Here is a 24,933-nt window from a genome sequence, read left to right as displayed (position 1 = left end):
GTCTACGGCGCCCGCTTCAGCCGGATGTGCGCGATGAAGCCGCCATCGCTCGCATTGGCGATCTCGAAGCTGCCGCCCATGCGCTGCACCGCCTTCTCGACGATGGCCAGGCCGAGCCCGGCGCCGGTGGCGGCGGTGCGGGCGGCGTCGCCACGGTAGAACGGCGTGGTCAGCTGCGCGAGCTTCTGCTGCGGCACGCCCGGCCCGTGGTCGCGCACGCTGACGATCACCCACGGCCCAGTGCGCGCGTAGCTGACCACCACGTAGGCGATGCCGTCGGTGGAGCGGCCGTAGCGGCGGGCGTTCTCGAACAGGTTGCCGAGCACGCGGCCGAGTTCGGTGTCGTCGGCCATGACGCGGGTGTCGATCGCCACGCGCGACTCGATGCGGATCTGCGTCGGGTCGCGGAAGGCCGAGATCTCGCGGTCGACCACGCTGCTCAGGTGCACCGGCACCAGCTTCACCTCGCCGGGCCGCGCGTAGTCCATGAACTTGTCGATGATGGCGTCGAGCTGGTCGATGTCGGCCGCCATGTTGCGCTTGGCCTCCTCGTCGACGACGCTCATCTCCGCTTCCAGCCGCATGCGCGCCAGCGGCGTGCGCAGGTCGTGGCTGATGCCGGCCAGCATGACCGCGCGGTCTTCCTCCACCTTCGCGAGTTCGCGCGCCATGCGGTTGAAGCCCATGTTGACCTCGCGGATCTCGCTGGTCATGGTCTGCTCGTCGAGGCGCGACTCGAACTCGCCGTCGCGGATGCGGCTGGCCGCGAACGACAGCTCCTTCAGCGGCCGGTTGATCAGACCGGCGATCACCGCCGACGCCAGCAGCGTGGCGATCAGCGCGATGCTCGTCCAGACGAAGTAGGTGCTGCCCGCGACGGCTTCGACGCGCTTCGGGTCGGCCTGCAGCCAGTAGGGGTCGTGCTCGATGTTGAAACCGACCCACAGGCCCGAGACGCCGTTGACGCTGTTGGCCACCAGCGTGTCCGGCCCGAGCCGCGAGCGCAGCTCCTGGCCCACGGCGCGGCTGAAGCGGTCGACCTCGAAGGGCTCGTACTTGTCCTTGGGCTCGCGCGGCACGATCTTGACCGACTCCTGGTCGCTCATCGTCTTGACCAGCGTCACGCGGTTGATCGCATCGGCGTAGCGCATCGCCGCGCGCGAGAGGTTCACCAGGCTGGCGATCTGGCGCGCCGCCTGCACCGCGCGCGGCTCGAACTCCAGCGCGCGGAAGGTCTGCATCCACGCGAAGATGCCGCCGCACAGCAGCAGCGCGAGGAGGATGAAGGTGCGCCAGAACAGCGTCATCGCGAAGCGCGGTAGCAGATGCCAGTCGTCGGCCTCCGCCTCGGCCGCGGCCCGCTCTGCCGAGAGGCGGGCGCGATGCTGCTGGGGAGTCCGCGCGGTGCCGCGCGAGGCCCGCCGCACCCGTTCGTTCGAGACGAGCGGGTCAACCATGGGCGGTTCTCATCGAGGGCCGGGCAACGAGGGGTGTCGAATGCTTCAAGCCGCGCCGTCCGGCACGAACACGTAGCCCACGCCCCAGACGGTCTGGATGTAGCGCGGCTGGGCCGGATCGGGCTCGATCATCTTGCGCAGGCGCGAGATCTGAACATCGAGGCTGCGGTCGAAGGGCTCGAACTCGCGGCCGCGGGCCAGCTGGGCCAGCTTGTCGCGCGACAGCGGCTGACGCGGGTGGCGCACCAGCGCCTTCAACATCGAGAACTCGCCGGTGGTCAGCGCGATCTGCTCGCCGTCCTTGGTCAGGCGGCGCAGCGCCAGGTCGAACTCGAAGGGGCCGAAGCTGACGGTCTGCGCTTCCTTGGCCGGCGCGCCGGGGGCCTCCAGCGTGGGGCGGCGGCGCAGCACGGCATTGATGCGGGCCAGCAGCTCGCGCGGGTTGAAGGGCTTGGGCAGGTAGTCGTCGGCACCGACCTCGAGGCCGACGATGCGGTCCACGTCCTCGACCTTCGCGGTCAGCATGATGATGGGCGTGGTGTCGTTGTTGGCGCGCAGCCGGCGGCAGATGGACAGGCCGTCCTCGCCGGGCAGCATCAGGTCGAGCACGATCAGGTCGATGGTGTCGCGCGTCATCACGCGGTTGAGCGCCTTGGCATCCTCGGCCAGCAGCACCTCGAAGCCTTCCTGCGTCAGATAGCGGCGCAGCAGGTCGCGGATGCGGGCATCGTCGTCGACGACGACGATGCGGTCCGGGCGTTGGCTGTTGGCGGTTGCATTCATAGGCTCTCCTGCATTTGTAACAGCGGCATTGTGCGCAACGAAACCGAGTGAAACGGACCGCCTTTCCCGCTGTTACATATCTTGCGCCTTGCGGATTCGAGAGCGCAAGCGGTGTTGCGAGCATGCCGGCGGCGCTGTGCCACAGTGGTGTCGACGCGCCCGCTCAAGCACCGCGGCGCGCCGGACTCTCCCGCACTTGAAAGGACTTCCCGTGATCGATCGATTGATGCGCCGGCCTGTTGTCGCCGCTTCCCTGGCGGCCGCCGCACTGGCGGTCTCGCTGCCTGCCGCGCATGCGGCCGATGCAGCACCGCGCGAGAACCTCGTCAGCTTCACCACCACCGCGAGCATCGAGGTCACCAAGGACCTGCTCGGCATCACGCTGCAGGCGGTGCGCGACGGCAACGACGCCGCGGCCGTGCAGGCGCAGCTGAAGAAGCTGCTCGACGCGGCGCTGACGGAAGCCAAGAAGGCCGCCCAACCCGGCGCACTGGACGTGCGCACCGGCAACTTCTCGCTCTATCCGCGCTACGGCAAGGACGGCCGCATCAGCGGCTGGCAGGGCCAGGCCGAACTGGTGCTCGAAGGCAAGGACAGCGAGCGCGTGGCGCAGACCGCCGGGCGCCTGGCCGGCATGAACGTCAGCAGCGTGGGCTACAGCATCTCGCGTGAACTGGCCGAGAAGCACGAGAGCGACGTCACCGGCCAGGCGATCCAGAAGTACCGCGCCAAGGCCACCGAGCTGGCCAAGCAGTTCGGCTACGCCGGCTACGCGCTGCGCGAGGTGAACGTGCAGACGGCCGACAGCGGCGGCGGGCCGCGCCCGGTGCTCTACCGCGCGAAGAACGAGATGTCGATGGCTTCGGACGCGCCGGTGCCGGTGGAGCCCGGCAAGGGCACGATCAGCGCGACGGTGAGCGGCAGCGTGCAGCTCACGCGCTGAGCGGCGTGAACTCCCTCTCCCCGCTCGCAGGGAGAGGGTCGGGGTGAGGGGCCGCTACTGGGCGGTCCACCCCCCATCCATCGCCCAGGCCTGGCCCTTGACGTTGGATGCGGCGTCCGAGCACAGGAAGACGGCCATCTCGCCCAGCTGCTCGGGCGTCGTGAACTGAAGCGACGGTTGCTTCTCGCCCAGCAGCTCCTTCTCGGCCTGCGACACCGCGATGCCTTCGCGGGCCGAGCGGTCGTCGATCTGCTTCTGCACCAGCGGCGTCAGCACCCAGCCCGGGCAGATCGCGTTGACGGTGATGCCGGTGGTCGCGGTCTCCAGCGCGATCGACTTGGTGAAGCCGACGAGGCCGTGCTTGGCCGCCACGTAGGCGCTCTTGCCGGCCGAGGCCACCAGGCCGTGGGCCGAGGCGATGTTGAGGACGCGGCCCCAGTTCTTCTTGCGCATCTGCGGGATCGCCAGCCGGGTGGTGTGGAAGGCCGAGCTCAGGTTGATCGCGATGATCGCGTCCCACTTGGCGACGGGGAAGTCCTCGACGTTGGCCACGTGCTGGATGCCGGCGTTGTTGACCAGGATGTCGACGCCGCCGAAATCGGCTGCCGCGTAGGCCATCAGGGCCTCGATCTCGGCCGCCTTGCTCATGTCGGCGCCGTGGTAGCCCACCTTGATGCCGTGGGCCTTGCCGGCGGCCAGCACCTCGGCCTTCGGCCCCGCGCTGTCGCCGAAGCCGTTGAGGATGACATTGGCGCCGTGGCGCGCCAGGACGATCGCGATGCCGAGGCCGATTCCGCTGGTCGAACCGGTGACGAGTGCGGTCTTGCTGTTCAACATGATCCGGGTGCTCCTTGCGTTGGGTAGGATCATTATCGAGAGGAAACCCTATGACCGACCCCCGACTCGACTTTGTTCCGTGCCTGGACACCCAGGGCCTGCACCGCATGGCCTATTGGGAGTGGGGCGAACGCGACAACCCGCGTGTCGTCGTCTGCGTGCACGGGCTGACCCGCCAGGGGCGCGACTTCGACACGCTGGCCCGGGCGCTGGCGGCCGACTACCGCGTCATCTGCCCCGACGTGGCGGGCCGCGGTCGCTCCGACTGGCTGGCCGACCCGATGGGCTACCAGGTGCCCGCCTACGTGTCCGACATGGTGGCGCTGCTGGCGCGCCTCGGCGCACCGCAGGTCGACTGGGTCGGCACCTCGATGGGCGGCCTGATCGGCCTGGGCGTGGCCTCGCTGCGCGACGGCGCGGGCGCATCGCTGGTGCGCCGCCTGCTGCTCAACGACGTGGGCCCGGCGCTGGGCGCCGACGCGATCCAGCGCATCGGCACCTATGTCGGGCTGCCCAAGCGCTACGCCAGCCTCGACGAGGCGGCCGACTACCTGTGGAGCATCTCCAAGGGCTTCGGCCCGCACAGCCGCGAACAGTGGCTGGCGCTGACGCGACCGCAGCTCAAGCCGGTGCAGGACGAACAGGGCGACGGCTTCGTCTCGCACTACGACCCACGCATCGGCCTGCCCTTCAAGGCGGTGACGCCGGCGCTGGCGGCGGCCGGCGAAGCGATGCTGTGGCAGCGCTACGACAGCCTGCGCTGCCCCACGCTCGTGCTGCGCGGCGCCGAGTCCGACCTGCTGTCGCGCGAGACCGCGTTGGCGATGACGCAGCGGGGGCCCAAGGCCCGGTTGGTCGAGCTCGCCGGCGTCGGCCACGCGCCCACGCTGATCGCCGCCGACCAGGTGGCTCTGGTGCAGGAGTTCCTCGCCTCGCCATGAAGACCGGTCTCGCGGACGCGGCCGTCGAGACCGCGCCCATCGTGTTGTTGGCCGGCGACGTGGCCGGCGAGGAGGCGCTCGCCCCCGGGCAGCCGGCCGGCGATGCCGCGTCGCAGGACGCGGTACTGGTGCGCGCGCGCGCCTTTGCCGAGCCCTTGCTCGCCGGTGAGCGCTTCGACACCGGCGAGGACGCGCTGGCCCACGCCGACGGCGTGGCGGCGATCCTGCAGGCCATCGGCGCGGCACCGACGATGCGGGCCGCGGCCTACCTCGTCTATGCCGGCGACTACCTCGCCAAGCCTGAGGAGGTGATCGCCAAGGCCTACGGCGAGAGCTACGCGAGCCTGGTCGCGCACACCCGCAAGCTGGTGCAGGTGCAGCGCAGCGCGCGCGAGGCGCTCGGCGATGCGGTGCTCGATGCCGCGCAGCAGGCCGCCCAGGTGGAGCGCGTGCGCAAGATGCTGCTGGCGTTCTCGCGCGACCTGCGCGTGGTGCTGCTGCGCCTGGCCTCGCGGCTGCAGACGCTGCGCTACTACGCGGCCAGCAAGCAGGCCTGCCCGCAGGCGCTGGCGCGCGAGTCGATGCAGGTGTTCGCGCCGCTGGCCAACCGGCTGGGTATCTGGCAGATCAAGTGGGAGATCGAGGACCTGGCCTTCCGCTTCCAGCAGCCAGACGAGTACCGGCGCATCGCCAGCCTGCTCGACGAAAAGCGCGTCGAGCGCGAGCAGGTGGTCGAGGCCGCCCGCACCCGTCTCGGTGCGGTGCTGGCCGAGGTCGGCGTGCACGCCGAGGTGCAGGGGCGGCCGAAGCATCTGTACAGCATCTGGAAGAAGATGCGCGGCAAGCAGCTCGACTTCGAGCGCGTGCTCGACGTGCGGGCGCTGCGCGTGATCGTCGACGACGTGCCGGCCTGCTACGCCACGCTCGGCCGGGTGCACGAACTCTGGCGCTCCTTGCCCGAGGAGTTCGACGACTACATCGCTCGCCCCAAGGCCAACGGCTACCAGTCGCTGCACACGGTGGTGCTCGACGAGCAGGACCGGCCGATCGAGATCCAGATTCGCACGACCGCGATGCACGAGCACGCCGAGAGCGGCATCGCCGCCCACTGGGCCTACAAGGAAGCCGGCGCGCGCGGTTACGCCGGCGTCAGCGCCGGCGGCGACTTCGAGGAGCAGGTGGCGCAGGCCCGCAAGGCCGTGCTGCGCCAGTTGCTGGCCTGGGAGCGCGAGCTGGTGGAGCCGGGCGGTGACAGCGCGCCCGGGCAGGGCCTGTTCGACGACCGCATCTACGTCTTCACGCCGCAGGCCGCGATCATCGAGCTGCCGGCCGGCGCGACGGCGATCGACTTCGCCTACACGTTGCACACCGACCTCGGCCACCGCTGCCGCGGCGCGCGCGTCGACGGCGCGATGGTCACGCTGAACACCCCGCTGGCGAGCGGCCAGACGGTGGAGATCGTGGCGGTGAAGGAGGGCGGGCCGTCGCTCGACTGGCTCAACGGCGAACTGGGCTACCTGCGCAGCTCGCGCGCCAAGACCAAGGTGCGCGCCTGGTTCAACGCGCTGACCCAGCAGCACACCATCGCGCGCGGCCGCGAGGCGGTGGAGAAGCTGCTGCAGCGCGAAGGGCGCACCGCGATCAAGCTCGACGAACTGGCTTCGCAGCTGGGCTTCCGCAACGCCGAGGCGCTGTTCGAGGTGGTGGGCAAGGACGAGTTCTCGCTGCGCAACATCGAGACGCTGCTGCGTCCGCCCGAGCCGCTGCCCGACCCCGACGAGGCGCTGGCCCAGCGCCTGCGCCGCGGACCGAGCCGCGACACCACGCCCAAGGGCGGCGTGCTGGTGGTCGGCGTGGAGTCGCTGCTCACCACGCTGGCGCGCTGCTGCCGGCCCGCACCGCCCGACGCGATCGGCGGCTACGTGACGCGCGGCAAGGGCGTGGCGATCCACCGCACCGGCTGCTCCAATTTCCGACAGATGGCCGGCCGCGCGCCGGAGCGCGTGATCGGCGTGGCCTGGGGCCGGCCGCGCGGTGATGCCCCGGCGGTGTACCCGGTCGACGTGGCCGTGGAGGCGGCGGACCGGCAAGGCCTGCTGCGCGACATCTCCGAACTGTTCGCGAAGGAGAAGATGAACGTGGTGGGCGTGCACACGCAGTCGCTCAGGGGCACGGCGTGGATGACCTTCACGGTGGAGATCTCCGATTCCGCGCGGCTGCAGGCCGTGCTGGGTTCGGTGTGCCAGGTGAGCGGCGTGCGCAGCGCGCGCCGCCGCTGACTGCCGGGCGTCAGGCCGTTTCGGCCATGCTAGACTCTTGCCCTTCAGGCGCGTAGCTCAGCTGGTTAGAGCACCACCTTGACATGGTGGGGGTCGTTGGTTCGAGTCCAATCGCGCCTACCAAATTCGGTAGGGAAATCAAGGACTTAGCGGAGACGCTAAGTCCTTTTTTCTTGGCGGTACCAAATAGGTACCAAAAAGCGGGTGTCGGGTGTCCGCACTCTGCGGGTCTCCGGTGATCGCGCTGGAGCGCCTTTACCGGTGCGCCTTCGCGGCGGGCTGACCGTGGAGTCCGATCGGCACAGGCCAGACGCCGTCGGCGCTGCACCGCGGCTTGAGGCATGTCCTCGTCGGTAACGAGCGCGCGCCAGTGGTTTCAGCTATCGTCCCCGCGTGACTTTCAGCCAGCGCCTTCGAGCCCGTGTCATCGGCATCATGTCGATGGCTTTGCTGTTCTCGCAGATCGCGGTGGCCGCCTACGCCTGCCCGGCCATTGGCGAGCGGGCCGGCTCCGCCGACGCTGCAGCGATGGCGGGGATGCCTTGCGCCGAGATGATGGCTGCCGCCGTGCCGCTCGATCCCGAACAGCCGACGCTGTGCATGCAGCACTGCCAGTTCGGCTCGACCACGCAGGTCGTCGATCACGTGCCCGCGGTGTTCGCGCCGGTGACGGCATTCCCCGCGCTGTTCACCGTCTCGGTCGATGGACGGATGGACCTCGGCCTGAGTTCCTGGGCCGAGAGCGAGCGCCTGCGTGACCGACCTCCGCCGCTCGCCCACAGCATCGCGCACTGCTGCTATCGCATTTGATCTCCTGAAGTCGCTCGATTGATCGGTTGCGGCGCTGCCGCGGCCCGGTTCCGGACTTCAGGAGTTCCCATGATTTCGACCCTGCCCCGGAGGCGAGATGGCCTCCGTCTGGCTTCATCGCTCGTGCTATGGCTGGCCTTGGGCGCTGCGCCTGCCTTTGCTCAGACCTCGCTCTCCTTGGAGAGCGCCGTCGCCGAAGCTGCCGTGCGCTCGCGGCTCGTGAGCGCCATCGAGTCGCAGGCCCAGGCTGCGCGCGAGATGGCGGCGGCTGCCGGCCAGCTGCCCGACCCGGTGCTCAAGCTCGGCCTCAACAACCTGCCGATCGATGGCCCGGACCGCTACAGCGTCACCCGCGACTTCATGACGATGCGCTCGGTCGGCCTCATGCAGGAACTGACCCGGGCCGACAAGCGCAGCGCCCGCACGCGCCGTGCCGAACGCGATGTCGAGCTGGCCAAGGTCACGCGCCAAGCCACCATCGCAGACCTGCAGCGGGACGCCGCGATGGCCTGGCTCGAACGCTCGTACCTGGAATCGATGCGCGAGTTGCTGCAGGCGCAGATTGCCCAGACAGAACTCCAGGTCCAGGCTGCCGAGACGCTGTACCGCAGCGGCAAGGGCTCGCAGGCCGAGGTTTTCGCGGCGCGCGGATCGGTCGAGCAGCTGCGCGACGAGCTGGCACAGGCAGAGCGCCAGATCGCGGTCGCGACCACCCAGCTGGGGCGGTGGGTGGGTGAAGGCACGCGGCTGCCGTTGGCTGCACGTCCTGTGCTCACGCTGCCTGCATGGACCGAAGGCGCGCTCGCGGAGCACCTGACCCAGCACCCCCAGATCGCCGCTGCAGCGCAGCAAGAGGCCATCGCCGACAGCGACGCCGCCGTGGCGCGTGCCGCGCGATCGTCGGACTGGAGCGTCGAGCTGATGTACAGCCAGCGTGGCCCGGCCTACTCCAACATGGTGTCGATCAATCTGTCGGTGCCGCTGCAGTGGGACCAGAAGAACCGGCAGGACCGCGAACTCGCGGCGCGGCTGGCCGGCATCGACGAGGCGCGAGCCCGTCGCGAGGAACTGCAGCGCGCCCACGAAGCCGAGGTGCGCGCCATGCTCCAGGAGTGGCGCAGCCACGAGGATCGCCTGCGTCGCTATGACGCGTCCCTGTTGCCGCTGGCGACCCAGCGCAGTGAAGCAGCGCTGGTGGCCTACCGCAGCGGCACCGGTCCGTTGCCGGCCGTGCTCGACGCACGCCGCAGCGAGGTGGAGATGCGTATGGAACGCCTGCGCATCGAGATGGAGCGGGCCCGGGTCTGGGCTCAACTGAACTATCTGCTGCCGTCCCACGGCGGCGTCCAAGCCAAGCCGGAGGCGGCACGATGAACACCCGAAACACCTTGTTGACGGCCGTCGTTGCCGTCGCGCTGGCCGCGGGCGGCTTTGCGCTCTACCAGATCGGCATGCACCGCGGCATGGGCCAGGCGGGCGCCGGAGCAGCTACTGCATCCGGCTCGCCGGCCGCAGAAGACCCGACCAGCAGCATCGCCGCCGGCGAGGCAGCGACGCGACGCCACATCAAGGACGGCATCAAGGCCGGCGAGATCGATCCTGCCACCGGCAAGCCCATCCTCTACTACCACGACCCGATGGTGCCCGGTAAGCGCTTCGACGCGCCGGCCAAGTCGCCCTTCATGGACATGATGCTGGTGCCGGTCTACGGCGGCGCCGGCGGCGACGACCAGGGCACCGTCACCGTGAGCCCGCGCATCCAGCAGAACCTGGGGGTGCGGACAGCCGAGGTCGTGGAGGGCACGCTGCAGCCGATGGTCAGCGCCGTCGGCAGCATCGCCTGGAACGAGCGCGACCAGTCGGTGTTGCAGGCCCGGGCGACGGGCTACATCGAGAAGCTGCATGTGCGAGCCACGCTCGATCGCGTGCGCGCAGGCCAGCCCTTTGCCGAACTCTACGTGCCCGAGTGGGTGGCGGCGCAGGAGGAGTACCTCTCAGTCAAGCGCTTCGCGAAGGATGATGCGGGGCTGGCAGCTGCAGCCCGCCAGCGCCTGCTGCTGGCCGGCATGAGCGAAGCGCAGGTCGCGCGTGTCGATGCGGCGGGTACCGTGCAGCCACGCATCACGCTCGTCGCACCGTCGAGCGGCGTAGTGGCTGAACTCGTGGCTCGTGAGGGCATGACGGTGAGCCCGGGGATGATGCTGGCCCGCATCAACGGTCTGGCCAGCGTCTGGGCACTCGCCGAGCTGCCCGAGAGCCAGGCCCCGCTGGTGCGCCCCGGCAGCCAGGTCGAGGCACGCAGCCCAGGCGTCCCAGGGGCGGTGTTCCGCGGCAGCGTGCAGGCGCTGCTGCCCGAAGTGAACGCGACCACGCGCACGCTTAAGGCGCGCGTGCAGTTCGCCAACCCTGGCGGTCAGTTGGTGCCCGGCCTGTTCGTCACGATGCAGTTCACGGACACCCGCGCGGGCAAGGCACTGCTGGTGCCGACGGAAGCGGTGATCCAGACCGGCAGGCGCGCGGTGGTGATGGTGGCCGAGGAGGGCGGGCGGTTTGCCCCGGTCGATGTGGAGACAGGCCTGGAGACCGGCGGCCAGACCGAGATCAAGCGCGGCCTGAAGGCGGGCCAGCGTGTCGTCGTCTCGTCGCAGTTCCTGATCGACTCGGAAGCCAGCCTGAAGGGCGTCGAGGCGCGGCTCAACAACCAGCCGGCGCCCACAGCCGCCAACACCGCCCAGCGCCACAGCGCCCAGGGCCTGATCGAGTCGCTGGACCGCGAAAGCGTCACGCTGAGTCACGGCCCGATCCCGAGCGTCGGCATGGGCGCGATGACGATGGAGTTCAGGCTGCCGCCGCCTAACAAGCTGCCGCGTGGACTGGCGGTGGGTGACCGCGTCGACTTCGAGTTCTACGTCGATCCGACCGATGGGCCGACCGTGACCACGCTGACGTTGCTGTCCCCGTCTGCGCCTGCCGCCGCCGCCCCGGGAGCGTCGCGATGATTGCCGCGCTGATCCGCTGGTCCATCGTCAACCGCTTCCTGGTGCTGCTGGCGACCGTCATCGTCACCGCCTGGGGCCTGTGGGCCGTGCAGCGCACGCCGCTGGATGCGCTGCCCGACCTGTCGGACGTGCAGGTCATCATCCGCACGCCCTACCCGGGGCAGGCGCCGCGCATCGTCGAGAACCAGGTCACCTATCCGCTGACGACGACGATGCTGTCGGTGCCAGGTGCGAAGGTGGTTCGCGGCTACTCGTTCTTCGGCGACAGCTTCGTCTACGTGCTGTTCGAGGACGGCACCGACCCGTACTGGGCGCGCTCGCGGGTGCTGGAGTACCTGAACCAGGTGCAAGGGCGGCTCCCCGCCGCCGCGAAGCCGGCGCTTGGACCGGATGCGACCGGCGTGGGCTGGATCTACCAGTACGCGCTGGTGGATCGCAGCGGCACGATGGACGCCGGACAGCTGCGCGCGCTGCAGGACTGGTTCCTGAAGTACGAGCTGAAGACCGTGCCCAACGTCGCCGAGGTCGCCTCGGTCGGCGGCATGGTGCGCCAGTACCAGGTGCTGCTCGACCCGGACAAGCTGGCGGCCTACAACGTGTCGCACGGCGCGGTGATCGATGCGATCCGCAACGCCAATCAGGAGGCCGGCGGCTCCGTGCTGGAACTCGGCGAGGCCGAGTACGTCGTGCGCGCCTCGGGCCTGCTGGCAACGCTGGACGATTTCCGCAAGATCCCGCTCAGCGCCACCGACGCCGGCGTCAGCGTGCGCCTGGGTGACGTCGCGCGCGTCCAGGTGGGGCCCGAGATGCGCCGCGGTATCGGCGAACTCGACGGCGAGGGCGAGGCCACCGGCGGCGTGATCGTGATGCGCTCGGGCAAGAACGCGCTGGAGACCATCGCGGCCGTGAAGGCCAAGATCGCGTCGCTGCAGGCCAGCCTGCCGAAGGGCGTGGAGATCGTGCCGACCTACGACCGATCCAGCCTGATCGAGCGCGCCGTGGAGAACCTGAGCCACAAGCTGATCGAAGAGTTCATCGTCGTGGCGCTGGTCTGCGGGGTGTTCCTGTTCCACCTGCGCTCGGCGTTTGTGGCCATCGTGACGCTGCCGCTGGGCATCCTGGCCAGCTTCATCGTCATGCACTACCAGGGTGTCAATGCGAACGTGATGTCGCTCGGCGGTATCGCGATTGCCATCGGCGCGATGGTCGATGCGGCGGTGGTGATGATCGAGAACGCGCACAAGCACATCGAGGCCTGGCGGCACGACCACCCGGGCGAGGACCTGAAGGGAGAAGCGCAGTGGCGCGTGGTGGGCGACGCGGCGGTCGAGGTCGGCCCAGCGCTGTTCTTCTCGCTGCTGATCATCACGCTGAGCTTCATCCCGGTGTTCACGCTGGAGGCGCAGGAGGGTCGGCTGTTCTCGCCGCTCGCATACACCAAGACCTACGCGATGGCGGCCTCGGCTGGCCTCGCGGTGACGCTGGTGCCGGTGCTGATGGGCTACCTGATCCGCGGGCGCATTCCGGACGAGCGGCGCAACCCGTTGAACCGTGCGCTGATCGCGATCTACCGGCCGCTGCTCGATGGTGTGCTGGCCTGGCCGAAGACGACGATCGCCGTCGCGCTGCTGCTGCTCGCCAGCACCGCCTGGCCGATCCTGAAAATCGGCGGCGAGTTCATGCCGCCGCTGGACGAAGGTGACCTGCTCTACATGCCGACCGCGCTGCCGGGCCTGTCGGCGGGCAAGGCGGCCGAACTGCTGCAGCAGACCGACCGGCTGATCAAGACACTGCCGGAAGTCCAGTCGGTCTACGGAAAGGCCGGTCGTGCCGAGACCGCCACCGACCCGGCGCCGATGGAGATGTTCGAGACCACGATCCAGTTCAAGCCGAAGGATCAGTGGCGCGACGGTATGACGAGCGACCGGCTGGTCGAGGAACTGGACCGCATCGTCAAGGTGCCCGGGCTGTCCAACATCTGGGTGCCGCCGATCCGCAACCGCATCGACATGCTGGCGACCGGCATCAAGAGCCCGGTCGGGGTGAAGGTGGCCGGCACCGACCTGGCCGAGATCGACCGCCTGGCAGGCGAGATCGAGAAGGCGGTGAAGGGCGTTCCCGGCGTCAGCAGTGCACTGGCCGAGCGGCTGACTGGCGGGCGCTATGTCGACGTGAACATCAACCGCGACGCCGCGGCACGCTATGGCATGAACATCAGTGACGTGCAGTCGGTGATCAGCGCCGCGGTCGGCGGCGACAACGTCGGCGAGACGGTGGAAGGCCTGCAGCGCTTCCCGATCAACGTGCGCTACCCGCGCGAGGTCCGCGATTCGCTTCAGAAGCTGCGCCAGCTGCCCGTCCTCACACCGCGCGGCGCACGCATCGTGCTGTCCGACGTGGCCGAGCTGCGCATCACCGACGGTCCGCCGATGCTGCGCAGCGAGAACGCGCGCCTGGCGGGCTTCGTCTACGTCGACATCCGCGGGCGCGACCTGAAGTCGGCGGTGATCGACATGCAGAAGGCGGTGGCAGAGCAAGTGAAGCTGACGCCCGGCTACTCGGTCTCGTGGTCGGGGCAGTTCGAGTTCCTGGAGCGTGCGACGGCCAAGCTGAAGGTGGTGGTGCCCTTCACGCTGGGCATCATCTTCGTGCTGCTCTACCTGACCTTCCGGCGCTTCGACGAGGCGCTGCTGATCCTGGCGACACTGCCCTTCGCGCTGATCGGCGGCTTCTGGCTGCTCTACCTTCTGGGCTACAACCTGAGCGTGGCCGGTGCGATCGGGTTCATCGCGCTGGCCGGCGTGGCCGCCGAGTTCGGCGTGATCATGCTGCTGTACCTGAAGCAGGCCTGGGAAGCGCGGCTGGCGCGAGGGCAGGGCGGTGACGCCGACCTGCTCGATGCCATCCGCGAAGGCGCCGTGCTGCGCGTGCGGCCCAAGGCCATGACGGTGGCCGTCATCATCGCCGGCCTAGTGCCGATCATGTTCGGCGGTGGCACCGGCTCCGAAGTGATGCAACGCATCGCCGCGCCCATGGTCGGCGGCATGGTCACAGCGCCGCTGCTGTCGATGTTCGTCGTTCCCGCCATCTACCGGCTGATGCGAAGTCGCAAGCGTGCTGCTGCAGGCGAAGCGCCTGCCGATCGCGGCGATGCCTCGATGCCGGACCCGGTGACGTCAGCGGCGTGAGTACGACCGGCGGTGGGCTGCCGGATCACCAGCCGCCGTCGGCCTATCGCTTCGCCTTCGCAACTTCCTCTGCCACGAGGGCGGCGAGCTGGTCCGGCCCAAAGCTGGGCAGGCTGCAGCCGTTGACGAAGAAGGTAGGCGTCCGGCTCACCTGCAGGGCGGTGAGGTCCTCGACATCGTGAGCCAGCAGCGCCTGCTTCTCGGGCCGGGCCATGTCCTCCCGCGCCCGCTCGATATCCAGGCCGGCGGACTTCGCGATCTCGAATGTGAGGTCGGGGTTCGGGCGCCCGTGGTCGGCCCAGGTCGGCTGCGCCTGCAGCACCGCTTCCAGCAGCGGCTAATACTGGCCCTGGCGTTTGGCCGCTTCGAGCAGCGTCACCACCTGGTCGGAGCCCTGGCCGGCTGTAGCCCCGCTGCCGTCAGTCCACCTTCGCCGTCCGCAGGCGCAGGGCGTTGCCGATCACGCTGACCGACGACAGCGCCATCGCCGCCGCGGCGACCACCGGGGACAGCAGCAGCCCGAAGAAGGGGTACAGCACGCCGGCGGCGAGCGGAATGCCGGCCACGTTGTAGGCGAAGCTCAGGAACAGGTTCTGCCGAATGTTCTTCATCGTCGCGTGCGACAGCGTGCGCGCCCGCACGATGCCCATCAGGTCGCCCTGGAGCAGGGTGATGCCCGAACTCTCCATCGCCACGTCGGTGCCGGTGCCCATCGCGATGCCGACGTCGGCTGCGGCCAGCGCGGGCGCATCGTTCACGCCATCGCCGGCCATCGCGACCACGCGGCCCTCGGCCTTCAGCCGCTGCACGACCGAGGCCTTGTCCTCGGGGAAGACCTCGGCCACCACCTCGTCGATGCCGAGTTCGCGGCCGACTGCCTCGGCCGTGGTCTTGCCGTCGCCGGTCAGCATGACGATGCGCACGCCCGCGGCCTTGAGCGCCCGCAGGGCCTGGCCCGTCGTCGCCTTGATCGGGTCGGCAATCGCCACGAAGCCCGCCAGCGCGCCGCCCACGCCGACGAAGATGACCGTCGCTGCCTTCTGGCGCTGCGCCTCCGCGGCGGCAACCTGGTTCGCCGTGTCGACGCCGTGCTCGGCCAGGAACTTCGCGCTGCCCGAAACGATGACCTGACCCTCGACAGTGCCGATGACACCCTTGCCGACGGGCGAGTCGAAGTCCGTGACGGGCGACAGCGGCAGCTTGCGCTCCTGCGCGTCCATCACGATGGCCATCGCCAGCGGATGCTCGCTGGCACGCTCGACGCTCGCGAGCTTCTGCAGCACGGCGTCGGCGGTGAAGCCCGGCGTGGGTTCGATGTGGACGACCTTGGGCCGGCCCTCGGTCAGCGTCCCGGTCTTGTCGACGACCAGCGTGTCGACCTTCTCCATGCGTTCGAGTGCCTCAGCGTCGCGGATGAGTACGCCGTGCTGCGCGCCGCGGCCGACACCGACCATGATCGACATCGGCGTGGCCAGCCCCAACGCACAGGGGCAGGCGATGATCAGCACGGCCACCGCGGTGATCAGCGCGTAGCTGAACGCGGGCGACGGCCCCCAGACCAGCCACGCGACGAAGGTCAGTGCGGCCACGCCGATCACGACGGGGACGAACCAGCCGGCCACCTCGTCGGCCATGCGCTGGATGGGGGCCCGGCTGCGCTGGGCGGCCGCGACCATGTGCACGATCTGCGACAGCAGGGTGTCGGCGCCGACCTTCTCGGCACGCATCACGAAGCCGCCGGTCTGGTTCAGCGTGCCGGCGGTGACCTTGGAGCCGACAGTCTTGGCTACCGGAATCGGCTCGCCGGTCACCATCGACTCGTCGACGTTGCCCTTGCCCTCGGTGAGTTCGCCGTCGACCGCCACCTTTTCGCCGGGGCGCACGCGCAGCAGGTCGCTGACCTGGATGGCGTCGACCTGGACGGTCTCGTCGCTGCCGTCGGCCTTCACCTTCACCGCCGTCTTCGGCGCTAAGCCCAGCAGGGCCTTGATGGCGCCCGAGGTCTTCTCCCGTGCGCGTAGCTCCAGCACCTGGCCGAGCAGCACGAGCACGGTGATCACCGCCGCCGCCTCGAAGTAGATCGCGACGGCGCCATCGGCCATGCGCAGGTTCGCGGGGAACAGCTGCGGCGCCACCGTCCCGACGATGCTGTAGAGCCAGGCCGCACCCGTGCCCAGCGCGATGAGCGAGAACATGTTGAGGCTGCGGTTCTTCACCGACGCGACGGCGCGCACGAAGAAGGGCCAGCCCGCCCACAGCACCACCGGCGTGCCCAGCAGCAGCTGGATCAAGTTCGACATCTGCTGGCCGAGCACGTGACTCAGGTTCGTCAGGTGGCCGCCCATCTCCAGCGCAAAGACCGGCACGGTCAGCGCGGTGCCGATCCAGAAGCGCTTCGTCATGTCGCGCAGCTCGGGGCTCTCGCCTTGATCGGCCGTCGCCAGCACGGGCTCGAGCGCCATGCCGCAGATGGGGCAGCTCCCCGGTCCCATCTGGCGCACCTGCGGATGCATCGGGCAGGTGTACTCGACCTGGCCTGGGTCGCCTCCAGGGACGGGCTTCGGCTGCGACCGTGTGTGGACGTGATGCCCGTGGTCGTGGTGGCCGTGCGCCGCGTGGTCGGGGTGTCCGCCCTTCATCACCGTGCCGTCGGGCATCACGTGGGTGCCCTCGGCCTCATGCGCGTGATGGGCGTGATGCGCGTGATCGTGGGTCGTGCTGCTGCGGTCGGGCATGGCGCTCTCCTGTTGTTGCTGGCAGTCTCGACCTTGTCCCGGTGGGAAGGTCAAGGGCGCGCCATCGAGCGGCGAAGACGACTGCAATCCACAGGCCGAGCGCGGCCAGGCCAAGCCAGCATAGCCAGAACAATGCCCGCTCCCACCAGAGGGGTGGGCCGTCCCGAAGTTCGAGGCGGACCTTCAGGGTCATGCCGAGGCCGTGGACGAATGCCCCACCAGCCAGCAGCGGCAGGGCATAGGCGTGGAGCCACTCCGGCAGCATCAACGCTGCGCCAGCGCCCAGAACGATGGCTCCCATCCCCTAGAGCAGCTCGGCGGCCTTCACGTGACCGCGAGGCCCGAGCTTCATGTCATGGCGGCGGTGTGCGGTCCTTGGGCTGCCCGTGGTCGCGGTGGCCATGGTGCCCGTGCCCATGGAAGAAGTGCATCAGCGGGCATGCCAGCAGGACCAGGTAAGGGATGGCCTGCGTCACGTGCGTCAGATGCTCGGTGAGCAGGTAGTAGATGCCGACCGCGCCCGCGACGAGCATGAAGATGCCCAACGGCGAACGCCAGCGCGACGGTGGAGTGGGGTCCTGGGGATGCATGACCCGCCTCGACCTACCTGGCCGCTGGCGCCTTCATCGCCTCGCGGTCCATCATCATCTTCATCATCATTTCCATCATGTCCATGCGCTTGCCCATCATCTCGGGGCTCATCGGCATGCCGCCACCCATCCCCATCCCACCCTTGCCGCCGCGCATTCGGCCCATCATGGCCATGTGGTCCTGCATGAGCTTCATGTGCTCCTGCATCAGCCTCGTTCGCTCATCCGGGGTCTTGGCGGCCATCATCCGGTCGTGCATCTCCTGCATCGACTTCATCATCGAGTCCATTTGTCCGGGCGTCGTTGACGCGGGACCGGCCGTTGCGGCGCCTGGCGGGTGATGGGCTGCGTGGTCCGGTTCCTTGGGGCCGGCGGCACAACCGGCCAGCACGAACGAGGTGCCAAGTACTGCCAGGGCGACTTTCATGATGACCTCCTAGGATTTCGTTGACCAGTATGCGCACTGCACCGGCCCTGCGGACTTGACCTGCCTCAAGGTCTTCTGCACGGCCTCTTCAGCCGCGGCACCCGCAGCAGTTGCCCGTCTTGACGGGCTCTGCCACCACGGTGGTGGCCTGAACCGGCACCGGCGTCGTGGTTAGTGGTGCCGAGCGTTTCCGTCCCGGTGTTCGACCACGCGCGCGTCGATGCCCGTCTGCAGGCCTTCCGCGCCGGCGAGCGCGAGGCCCTGCTGGCCTACCGGCAGCGCGTGCTGCTGGCCACGGAAGAGGTGGAGAGCGCGCTGGCCCAGATGCGGCAGGGGCAGCTGCGCCTGGCATCCCTGCAGGAACAGGCACGCCAGGCCGTCGTGGCCGAGCAGCTCGCGCGCAAGCGCTTCGAGGCCGGCGGCACCGACCTGCTGGAACTGTTGGATGCGCAGCGTTCGGCGCAGCGCGCCGAGATCGGAATGTCTGTGGCTTTGACAGGTCAGCAGCAGCAGGTAGTGGGGCTGCAGCGCGCGCTTGGAGCGCGCCTTCTGCCGGAGGGGCGCACAGCAGTGGTGGCTACTGCCCAGGGGGAGGGGTAATGCATGAGCAGGCTCACGCATCCGCGCATGGCGCCTCACCAGGGATGCCGGTTTGTCGTGCAGGGCTTGGTCCGATCGGGAACACCCCGACCGGGCGGGCACAGTAGACTTCGGGCATGAGTGTGTTCGTCCGAACGCTGTTGGTCTGGCTGATCGTCCTTGCGCTTCCGGTGCAAGGGGCGTCTGCCGCGACCATGGCGTTCTGCGGTCCCGCGCACCACGGCGGCGGGCAAGCCCGTACTGCGGTTACCGCCTCGGGCTCGGAGCACTCTCATCACAGCGTCGCCGTAGCCGCAAACAGCCTCGAGGCGGGCATGGCGGCCGAAGCCGCTTTCTCCGACGACGCTTCATCCATGCTGAAGGCCAGCCAAGCTGCCAAGCAGAAGTGCAGCGTCTGCGCTTCCTGCTGCTCGCTGGGTGCCATCCTGACCACGGTGCCGGTCGTTCCGGCCACCGAAGCAGCGCCGACGGTGTTCACCACCGTCGTGCCCACCGTCGACGCCTTCGCCGCCGACGGGCCGGACCGCCCCCCTCGAAACGTCCTCGTGTAACCGGCTCGGGTTGACGCGCGTGCATTGACGCGCGGCCTCGAGCCAGGTCCTGTTCCGTCCCCGCCGCGCCTGCGACAGGGACGTCTCCAGACGTTCACACGAGGATTCCATGGTCCCAATCCCCATGCGCCGGCGCAGCCCGTGCGCCTTGCCGAGCCTTCTGCTCACGTTATTGCTGGCCGCGCAGGTCCACGCGCAGTCGCCCGCCCCCACACGCCCCGATCCGCTGGACCCGAGAGCCCACGTGCCTTCGGTGCGTTACGAGTCATCGTTCGCACAGTTCCGTCGCATCGGCGACGACAAGCCCGTGGCCTGGCGCGAGGCCAACGATGCCGTGGCCCGCATCGGCGGCTGGCGGGTCTACGCGCGCGAGGCGCAGCAACCCGATCCCACCGCGGCGGAGAAGCCGGCGGCACCCTCACAGGCTCCCGCGTCAACGCCGGCGCTAGCCGCCCCGCCGATGCCCGCGGGCCATTCCGGCCACAAGCACTGAGAGGCCGCACGATGAGCCATGACATTCAAGGTCTAGCGCCCGCAGGGCGCGGCGTTCGCGGCCTCCGCGTGCTGGCGCTTGTCGCCAGCGCGGTGGTGTTGGGGGGCTGCGCGAGCTTCGGCGCCGACGGTGGGTTCAGTGCTGTCGAACGGACCACCAAGGAACGGATCGGCAAGGATCTGCACTGGGCGCGCGGCGACGCCGACCTCGACACCATCGCCAAGCGTGTGGCTGAGCTGCTGGCCAAGCCACTGACGGTGGACGATGCGGTTCAGGTCGCACTGCTCAACAACCGGGGGCTGCAGGCCGATTTCCAGGAGATCGGCATCACCGAGGCCGAGGTGGTGCAGGCCGGGCGCCTGCCGAACCCAGGCTTCAGCTTCGGCCGCTCGAGCCGCGGCGACGAGCGAGAGATCGAGCGCGGCGTGCACTTCAACCTGGCGCGCCTGGTGGCCATGCCGTTGATCGGCCGCATGGAGGCGCGCCGCTTCGAGCAAGTGAAGGGGCGCGTGGCGATGAACGTGCTGTCGCTGGCCGCCGACACGCGCAAAGCCTATTTCACTGCGCTGGCGGCGGAAGAGACCGTTCGCTACATGCGGCAGGTGAAGCAGGCGGCTGACGCCAGCGCCGAGCTGGCCCGGCGCATGGAGCAGGTCGGCAACTTCAACAAACTGCAACGTGCCCGGGAACAATCGTTCTACGCCAACGCTGCGCTTCAGCTCGCCCGGGCGGAACAGGCCCAGCGCTCGACGCGCGAGCGCCTGGTGCGTCTGCTCGGCGTCTGGGGGACCCAGACTGCCTTCGCCTTGCCCGAACGGCTGCCGGACCTGCCGCCATCTCCACTGGACCTGCCCGACGTCGAGCAGGTGGCTCTGACGCAGCGGCTGGACGTGCAAGGTGCCAAGCAGGCGGCAGAACAGACGGCGAGCAACCTGGGTTTGACGAAAACCACGCGCTTCGTCAACGTGCTGGAACTGGGCGTGATGCGCAACAGCTCGAACGAAGAGCCGACCCAACGCGGCTGGGAGATCGCATTCGAGTTGCCGCTGTTCGACTGGGGCGGTGCGCGTGTGGCACGTGCCGAGGCGGTGTACATGCAGACGCTGCATCGCGCCGCCGAGACCGCGATCAACGCGCGCTCCGAGGTGCGCGAGGCCTACACCGGCTACCGCTCGGCCTACGACATCGCAAGGCACCACCGCGACGAAGTCGTGCCGCTGAATCAGCGCATCGCCGAGGAGAACGTGCTTCGCTACAACGGCATGCTGATCGGCGTGTTCGAACTGCTCGCAGACGCTCGCACGCAGATCGCCAGCGTGAACGCCTCCATCGAGGCGCTGCGCGACTTCTGGATCGCACAGGCCGACCTCGACATGGCGCTGATCGGCAAACCCAGCCTTGCCGCGGCCGCCGGCCCCGCGATGGCGGCCGAAGCCGCTGGCGCAGGCCACTGAACATGAAGGACTCTCATATGCTTTCCCGACGCAAGATGCTCGGTGGCGCAGGTGCCATCACCGCAGCGGCCGCCGCCGCCTCGGTCAGCAAGGTGGCGATGGCCGCGCTGCCCGAGCCGGTCATACAGACCAAGCCCGACACCATGCCGCCGCTGGTGCCCAACACCGGGCGCCCCTACAACCCCGTCGTCACGCTCAACGGCTGGACGCTGCCCTGGCGCATGAACAACGGCGTCAAGGAGTTCCACCTCGTCGCCGAACCCGTGGTCCGCGAGATGAGCCCCGGCTTCAAGGCCCACCTGTGGGGCTACAACGGCCAGAGCCCGGGGCCGACCATCGAGGTGGTGGAGGGCGACCGCGTGCGCCTCTTCGTCACCAACAAGCTGGGCGAGCTCACCAGCATCCACTGGCACGGCCAGCGCCTGCCCAACGGCATGGACGGCGTGACCGGCCTGAACCAGCCGGGCATCCCGCCGGGCAAGACCTACGTCTACGAGTTCGTGGCGCGCCGGCCCGGCACCTTCATGTACCACCCGCATGCCGACGAGATGGTGCAGATGGCGATGGGGATGATGGGCTTCTGGATCACGCACCCGAAGGGCAAGCACCCGCTGATCGACGAGGTCGACCGGGACTTTTGCTTCCTGCTCAACGCCTACGACATTGACCCCGGCGCTGCCACGCCGAAGATCATGACGATGCTGGACTTCAACCTGTGGAGCTGGAACAGCCGCATCTTCCCGGGCATCGACCCGCTGGTGGTGAGGCACATGGACAAGGTGCGCATCCGGGTGGGCAACCTGACGATGACCAACCACCCGATTCACCTGCACGGGCACGAGTTCCTGATCACCGGCACCGACGGCGGGCCGACGCCGAAGAGCACCCGCCAGTACGAGGTGACGGCCGACATCGCGGTGGGGCAGATGCGGCAGATGGACTTCCTCGCCGACGAGGAGGGCGACTGGGCCTTCCACTGCCACAAGAGCCACCACACGATGAACGCGATGGGCCACGACGTGCCGACCATGATCGGTGTGGACCACCGCGGCGTGGCGCGGCAAATCACCAAGCTCATCCCCGACTACATGGTGATGGGCGAACGCGGCATGAAGGACATGACCGAGATGGAGATGCCGCTGCCCGACAACACCGCTGCCATGATGACGGGCACCGGGCCGTTCGGCGCTGTCGGCATGGGCGGCATGTTCAGCGTTGTGAAGGTGCGCAAGGACCAGAAGCGGGGCGACTACAGCGACCCGGGTTGGTACCAGCACCCGCCGGGCACGGTGGCCTACGAGTTCACGGGCGCCTTGCCCGACCCGGCGCGCTTCAAGGCCGACGCCAGCCCTGGGCCGGGCTCCATGCCGCCAGTGGCCAAGCCGACGCAGGACGTCGAGGTCAAAGTGCGCAAGCCCGCGGGCGGCCACTCGGGCCACTGACCGCAACAAGACTCACTCTCACCACTCAAGGAGTACCGCATGAACGAACCGAAGACGATCTCGCACGCCCGCCGCACCGCTGTGACGCGCATGGCGCTTTCCGCCGCTGCGGCGGCGATGCTCCTGCTGGCCACGCCCGCGCGGGCTCACACCGACAAGCCGCACGCGCCGAAAAAGGGCCCGGTGGTCAAGGAGCAGAAGGACTGGGGCATCGCCGGCGATGCCAAGAGCGCCAAGCGCAGCATCGAGGTCGGCATGGCCGACAACATGCGCTTCACGCCTGCGCGCATCGATGTGCGACAGGGCGAGACGGTGAAGTTCGTGGTTCGCAACACCGGCAAGGTCATGCACGAGTTCGTCATCGGCACGAAATCCGAGAACGGCAAGCACGCCGAGATGATGGTGAAGTTCCCGAACATGGAACACGACGAGCCCTACATGGCGCATGTCCCGCCCGGCAAGACCGGCGAGATCGTCTGGACCTTCAACCGCGCCGGCGAGTTCGAGTTCGCCTGCCTGATCGCCGGCCACTACCAGGGCGGCATGGTGGGCACGATCATGGTCGCCCCGGCGGGCAAGGCATGAAGCGCCGTCAGGCACTGGGTTCCCTGCTCAGCGCTGGCGGACTGCTTGCCATCCCCGCGGTGCTGCAGGCGCAGGGCCAGGCGGTGCTCGTCGAGGTCTGGAAGAGCCCGACCTGCGGCTGCTGCAAGGACTGGATCACCCACCTCGAGGCCAACGGCTTTAGGGTCAAGGTCAACGACGTCGGCAACACCGGTGCCCGCGCCCGGCTGAAGGTGCCCATGAAGCTCGGCTCGTGCCACACGGCTCTCGTGGGCCGTTATGCCATCGAGGGCCACGTCCCCGCAGCCGACATCCGCCGGCTGCTGAAAGAACGCCCCGACGCGATTGGCCTGGCCGTGCCGGGCATGCCGGTGGGCTCCCCGGGTATGGACGGTCCTGCTTTCGACAACCTGCAGGACCCCTACGACGTGCTGCTCATCGCCCACGATGGCAGCACTCAGATTTTCAATAGCTACTTCAAGCAAAAGGAACGCTCATGAACCGCTCAAAGACCTTCTTCCGCGCCACTGGCATCGCTTTGCTGATTTCCGCCGCAGCCGCATCGCCGGCCTGGGCTGCCAGCCACCAGGGTGGCCACGGTGCGCATGGTGATCATGCCAAGCCGATGGCACAAGCCGCTGCGGGCGACATGACCGACGGCGAGGTGCGCAAGGTCGACAAGGAGGGCGGCAAGCTGACCCTCAAGCATGCAGACATCAAGAGCCTGGACATGCCGGCGATGACGATGGTGTTTGTCGTCAAGGACAAGGCGATGCTCGACAAGCTGAAGGCCGGCGACAAGATCAAGTTCAAGGCCATCAACGACGCAGGCAAGTTCACGGTCACCGAGATGCAGATGGCACAGTAGGCGGCGTCGGGCCCGCTCGCGGTGGGCCGATCCGGTCTTTCCCACGACGTTTGAGAATCCAGGAAGCCATCGAGCAGAAAGCAAGAACATGACGCAATTCCGAGCCTGCGGCGTGCTGGCCATGCTTGCACTCCCCGGCGTGGCTTTCGCCTCCAGCCACATCGTCGACATCGCCTGGTCCCCCGACGGTCGCTTCGCTCACAAGACGCAGATTGCGGCGGGCAAGTTCGTCGAGGTGTGCGGCAAGCTGACGGTGGGCGAGGGTGTGCGCTGGAACTTCGCAACCGCAGCGCCGGTGGACTTCAACATCCACTATCACGTCGGCAAGGAAGCCGTGTTCCCGGCCAAGCAGGCACAGGTCAGCAGTGGCCGCGACACGTTGAACGTCACGGTCGGGCAGGACTACTGCTGGATGTGGACCAACAAGGGCAGTGCCCCGGTGAGCCTGACGATCGACCTGGCGCGCTGAATCCGCTTTGCTGCAGCCGGCAGCGTCGATCAGGTCGCCCGGCGACGCGCCCGCCCCGGTTGCAGTCCGACGTTTCTGCCGGCTGCGTGATGCGCGGTAGCTGCCGGAGCGGCTGTTTCGTGGGAGAGCGAGTCGATGATCGGGCAGTCGGGCCTGTCGTCACCGTGGCAGCAGTGCACCAAGTGCTCGAGCGTCGCCTTCATCGACTGCAGCTCCTGCAGCTTCTCATCAAGCTCTTCGATATGCGCCTGCGCCAGCGCGCGCACCTGCCGGCTCGGCCGCTTGCGGTCTTGCCACAGGCCGAGCAGTTCGCGGATCTGGTCGATGGAGAAACCGAGGTCGCGAGAATGGCGCACGAAGCGCAGCGTGCTGACTTCCTTGGCGGTGTACTGCCGGTAGCCGGAATCGGTGCGCGCCGCCTCGGGGAAGAGCCCGACGCTCTCGTAGTGGCGGATCATCTTCGCCGACACGCCAGAAGCTTTCGCGGCTTCGCCGATGTTCAT

The 24,933-nt window shown here is 68.7% G+C and carries 24 protein-coding genes and 1 tRNA gene; 17 read left to right on the top strand and 8 right to left on the bottom strand.

Annotated features, from left to right (window positions below; all coding sequences use genetic code 11):
• Window positions 1-2: 2 nt before the first annotated feature.
• Both ASC67_RS13020 and ompR read right to left on the bottom strand, forming a co-directional pair.
• Window positions 3-1,307 (bottom strand): sensor histidine kinase, encoded by a 1,305-nt coding sequence (locus tag ASC67_RS13020; protein ID WP_056322125.1) that lies wholly within the window; start codon window positions 1,305-1,307, stop codon window positions 3-5.
• A gap of 195 nt (window positions 1,308-1,502) precedes the next feature.
• Window positions 1,503-2,240, bottom strand: a complete 738-nt coding sequence (ompR, locus tag ASC67_RS13015) for a two-component system response regulator OmpR (protein WP_036235230.1) — start codon at window positions 2,238-2,240, stop codon at window positions 1,503-1,505.
• Between the two features lie 211 nt (window positions 2,241-2,451).
• Between ompR and ASC67_RS13010 the strand changes: the two genes are divergently transcribed.
• Window positions 2,452-3,183 (top strand): SIMPL domain-containing protein, encoded by a 732-nt coding sequence (locus ASC67_RS13010; protein ID WP_310731985.1) that lies wholly within the window; start codon window positions 2,452-2,454, stop codon window positions 3,181-3,183.
• A 54-nt stretch (window positions 3,184-3,237) separates the two neighbouring features.
• Here ASC67_RS13010 and ASC67_RS13005 read toward each other — a convergent pair whose 3' ends face one another.
• Window positions 3,238-4,020 (bottom strand): 3-hydroxybutyrate dehydrogenase, encoded by a 783-nt coding sequence (locus ASC67_RS13005; RefSeq protein ID WP_056321303.1) that lies wholly within the window; start codon window positions 4,018-4,020, stop codon window positions 3,238-3,240.
• Between the two features lie 50 nt (window positions 4,021-4,070).
• Between ASC67_RS13005 and ASC67_RS13000 the strand changes: the two genes are divergently transcribed.
• The 7 genes from ASC67_RS13000 (at window position 4,071) to ASC67_RS12970 (ending at window position 14,237) form a co-directional block, all read left to right on the top strand.
• Entirely contained in the window at window positions 4,071-4,961 is an 891-nt protein-coding gene (locus tag ASC67_RS13000) for an alpha/beta fold hydrolase (protein ID WP_056321300.1), read from the top strand.
• Window positions 4,958-7,240, top strand: coding sequence for a bifunctional (p)ppGpp synthetase/guanosine-3',5'-bis(diphosphate) 3'-pyrophosphohydrolase (locus tag ASC67_RS12995; protein ID WP_056321299.1), 2,283 nt, complete (start codon window positions 4,958-4,960; stop codon window positions 7,238-7,240). The genes ASC67_RS13000 and ASC67_RS12995 overlap by 4 nt, the downstream gene beginning before the upstream one ends.
• Window positions 7,241-7,286: 46 nt before the next feature.
• Window positions 7,287-7,363, top strand: a tRNA-Val gene (locus ASC67_RS12990).
• A gap of 312 nt (window positions 7,364-7,675) precedes the next feature.
• Window positions 7,676-8,050, top strand: coding sequence for a hypothetical protein (locus ASC67_RS12985; RefSeq protein WP_156466768.1), 375 nt, complete (start codon window positions 7,676-7,678; stop codon window positions 8,048-8,050).
• 177 nt (window positions 8,051-8,227) lie between these two features.
• Window positions 8,228-9,424 (top strand): TolC family protein, encoded by a 1,197-nt coding sequence (locus ASC67_RS12980; RefSeq protein ID WP_235566317.1) that lies wholly within the window; start codon window positions 8,228-8,230, stop codon window positions 9,422-9,424.
• Window positions 9,421-11,049: an efflux RND transporter periplasmic adaptor subunit gene (locus tag ASC67_RS12975; RefSeq protein ID WP_056321288.1), complete on the top strand. Its 1,629-nt coding sequence runs from the start codon at window positions 9,421-9,423 to the stop codon at window positions 11,047-11,049. The genes ASC67_RS12980 and ASC67_RS12975 overlap by 4 nt, the downstream gene beginning before the upstream one ends.
• Window positions 11,046-14,237, top strand: a complete 3,192-nt coding sequence (locus ASC67_RS12970; protein ID WP_056321284.1) for an efflux RND transporter permease subunit — start codon at window positions 11,046-11,048, stop codon at window positions 14,235-14,237. The genes ASC67_RS12975 and ASC67_RS12970 overlap by 4 nt, the downstream gene beginning before the upstream one ends.
• A 43-nt stretch (window positions 14,238-14,280) precedes the next feature.
• Here the strand turns inward: ASC67_RS12970 and ASC67_RS12965 are convergent, their stop codons facing one another.
• The 4 genes from ASC67_RS12965 to ASC67_RS12950 form a co-directional block, all read right to left on the bottom strand.
• Window positions 14,281-14,559 carry a thioredoxin domain-containing protein gene (locus ASC67_RS12965; protein WP_235566316.1) on the bottom strand — a complete coding sequence of 93 codons (279 nt, stop codon included), beginning with the start codon at window positions 14,557-14,559 and terminating at the stop codon, window positions 14,281-14,283.
• Between the two features lie 97 nt (window positions 14,560-14,656).
• Window positions 14,657-16,972, bottom strand: coding sequence for a copper-transporting P-type ATPase (locus tag ASC67_RS12960; RefSeq protein ID WP_404932878.1), 2,316 nt, complete (start codon window positions 16,970-16,972; stop codon window positions 14,657-14,659).
• A gap of 353 nt (window positions 16,973-17,325) precedes the next feature.
• On the bottom strand, window positions 17,326-17,562 hold the full coding sequence (locus tag ASC67_RS12955) for a DUF2933 domain-containing protein (RefSeq protein ID WP_056321283.1): 237 nt from the start codon (window positions 17,560-17,562) through the stop codon (window positions 17,326-17,328).
• 13 nt (window positions 17,563-17,575) lie between these two features.
• Window positions 17,576-17,989, bottom strand: a complete 414-nt coding sequence (locus ASC67_RS12950) for a hypothetical protein (protein ID WP_056321278.1) — start codon at window positions 17,987-17,989, stop codon at window positions 17,576-17,578.
• 177 nt (window positions 17,990-18,166) lie between these two features.
• Here ASC67_RS12950 and ASC67_RS12945 point away from each other — a divergent pair, with 177 nt between their 5' ends.
• From ASC67_RS12945 to ASC67_RS12905, 9 genes are all read left to right on the top strand, one after another.
• Complete coding sequence (locus tag ASC67_RS12945) at window positions 18,167-18,589, top strand: TolC family protein (protein ID WP_235566315.1); 423 nt, start codon at window positions 18,167-18,169, stop codon at window positions 18,587-18,589.
• A 116-nt stretch (window positions 18,590-18,705) separates the two neighbouring features.
• Window positions 18,706-19,140 carry a hypothetical protein gene (locus ASC67_RS20640; RefSeq protein ID WP_156466767.1) on the top strand — a complete coding sequence of 145 codons (435 nt, stop codon included), beginning with the start codon at window positions 18,706-18,708 and terminating at the stop codon, window positions 19,138-19,140.
• A 109-nt stretch (window positions 19,141-19,249) separates the two neighbouring features.
• Window positions 19,250-19,633, top strand: coding sequence for a hypothetical protein (locus tag ASC67_RS20635; RefSeq protein ID WP_156466766.1), 384 nt, complete (start codon window positions 19,250-19,252; stop codon window positions 19,631-19,633).
• 68 nt (window positions 19,634-19,701) lie between these two features.
• The gene (locus ASC67_RS12930) at window positions 19,702-21,087 is read left to right on the top strand and encodes a TolC family protein (RefSeq protein ID WP_404932877.1); all 1,386 of its coding nucleotides are present in this window, start codon (window positions 19,702-19,704) and stop codon (window positions 21,085-21,087) included.
• Window positions 21,088-21,104: 17 nt separating this feature from the next.
• Window positions 21,105-22,529: a multicopper oxidase family protein gene (locus tag ASC67_RS12925; RefSeq protein ID WP_056321258.1), complete on the top strand. Its 1,425-nt coding sequence runs from the start codon at window positions 21,105-21,107 to the stop codon at window positions 22,527-22,529.
• Between the two features lie 90 nt (window positions 22,530-22,619).
• Complete coding sequence (locus ASC67_RS12920) at window positions 22,620-23,114, top strand: cupredoxin domain-containing protein (protein ID WP_056322117.1); 495 nt, start codon at window positions 22,620-22,622, stop codon at window positions 23,112-23,114.
• Complete coding sequence (locus ASC67_RS12915) at window positions 23,111-23,593, top strand: DUF411 domain-containing protein (RefSeq protein ID WP_056321254.1); 483 nt, start codon at window positions 23,111-23,113, stop codon at window positions 23,591-23,593. Before ASC67_RS12920 ends, ASC67_RS12915 begins: the two co-directional genes overlap by 4 nt.
• The gene (locus tag ASC67_RS12910; RefSeq protein ID WP_056321251.1) at window positions 23,590-23,961 is read left to right on the top strand and encodes a copper-binding protein; all 372 of its coding nucleotides are present in this window, start codon (window positions 23,590-23,592) and stop codon (window positions 23,959-23,961) included. The genes ASC67_RS12915 and ASC67_RS12910 overlap by 4 nt, the downstream gene beginning before the upstream one ends.
• Window positions 23,962-24,049: 88 nt before the next feature.
• Window positions 24,050-24,430 carry a hypothetical protein gene (locus ASC67_RS12905; protein ID WP_056321246.1) on the top strand — a complete coding sequence of 127 codons (381 nt, stop codon included), beginning with the start codon at window positions 24,050-24,052 and terminating at the stop codon, window positions 24,428-24,430.
• Between the two features lie 29 nt (window positions 24,431-24,459).
• Here ASC67_RS12905 and cueR read toward each other — a convergent pair whose 3' ends face one another.
• On the bottom strand, window positions 24,460-24,933 hold the full coding sequence (gene cueR / locus ASC67_RS12900; protein ID WP_056321242.1) for a Cu(I)-responsive transcriptional regulator: 474 nt from the start codon (window positions 24,931-24,933) through the stop codon (window positions 24,460-24,462).

This window comes from Methylibium sp. Root1272 (assembly GCF_001425905.1).
In the GTDB taxonomy this organism is placed as follows: Bacteria; Pseudomonadota; Gammaproteobacteria; order Burkholderiales; family Burkholderiaceae_C; genus Methylibium.
Note: the sequence above shows the minus strand (reverse complement) of the source record. Positions and strands in the feature narration are given on the sequence as shown.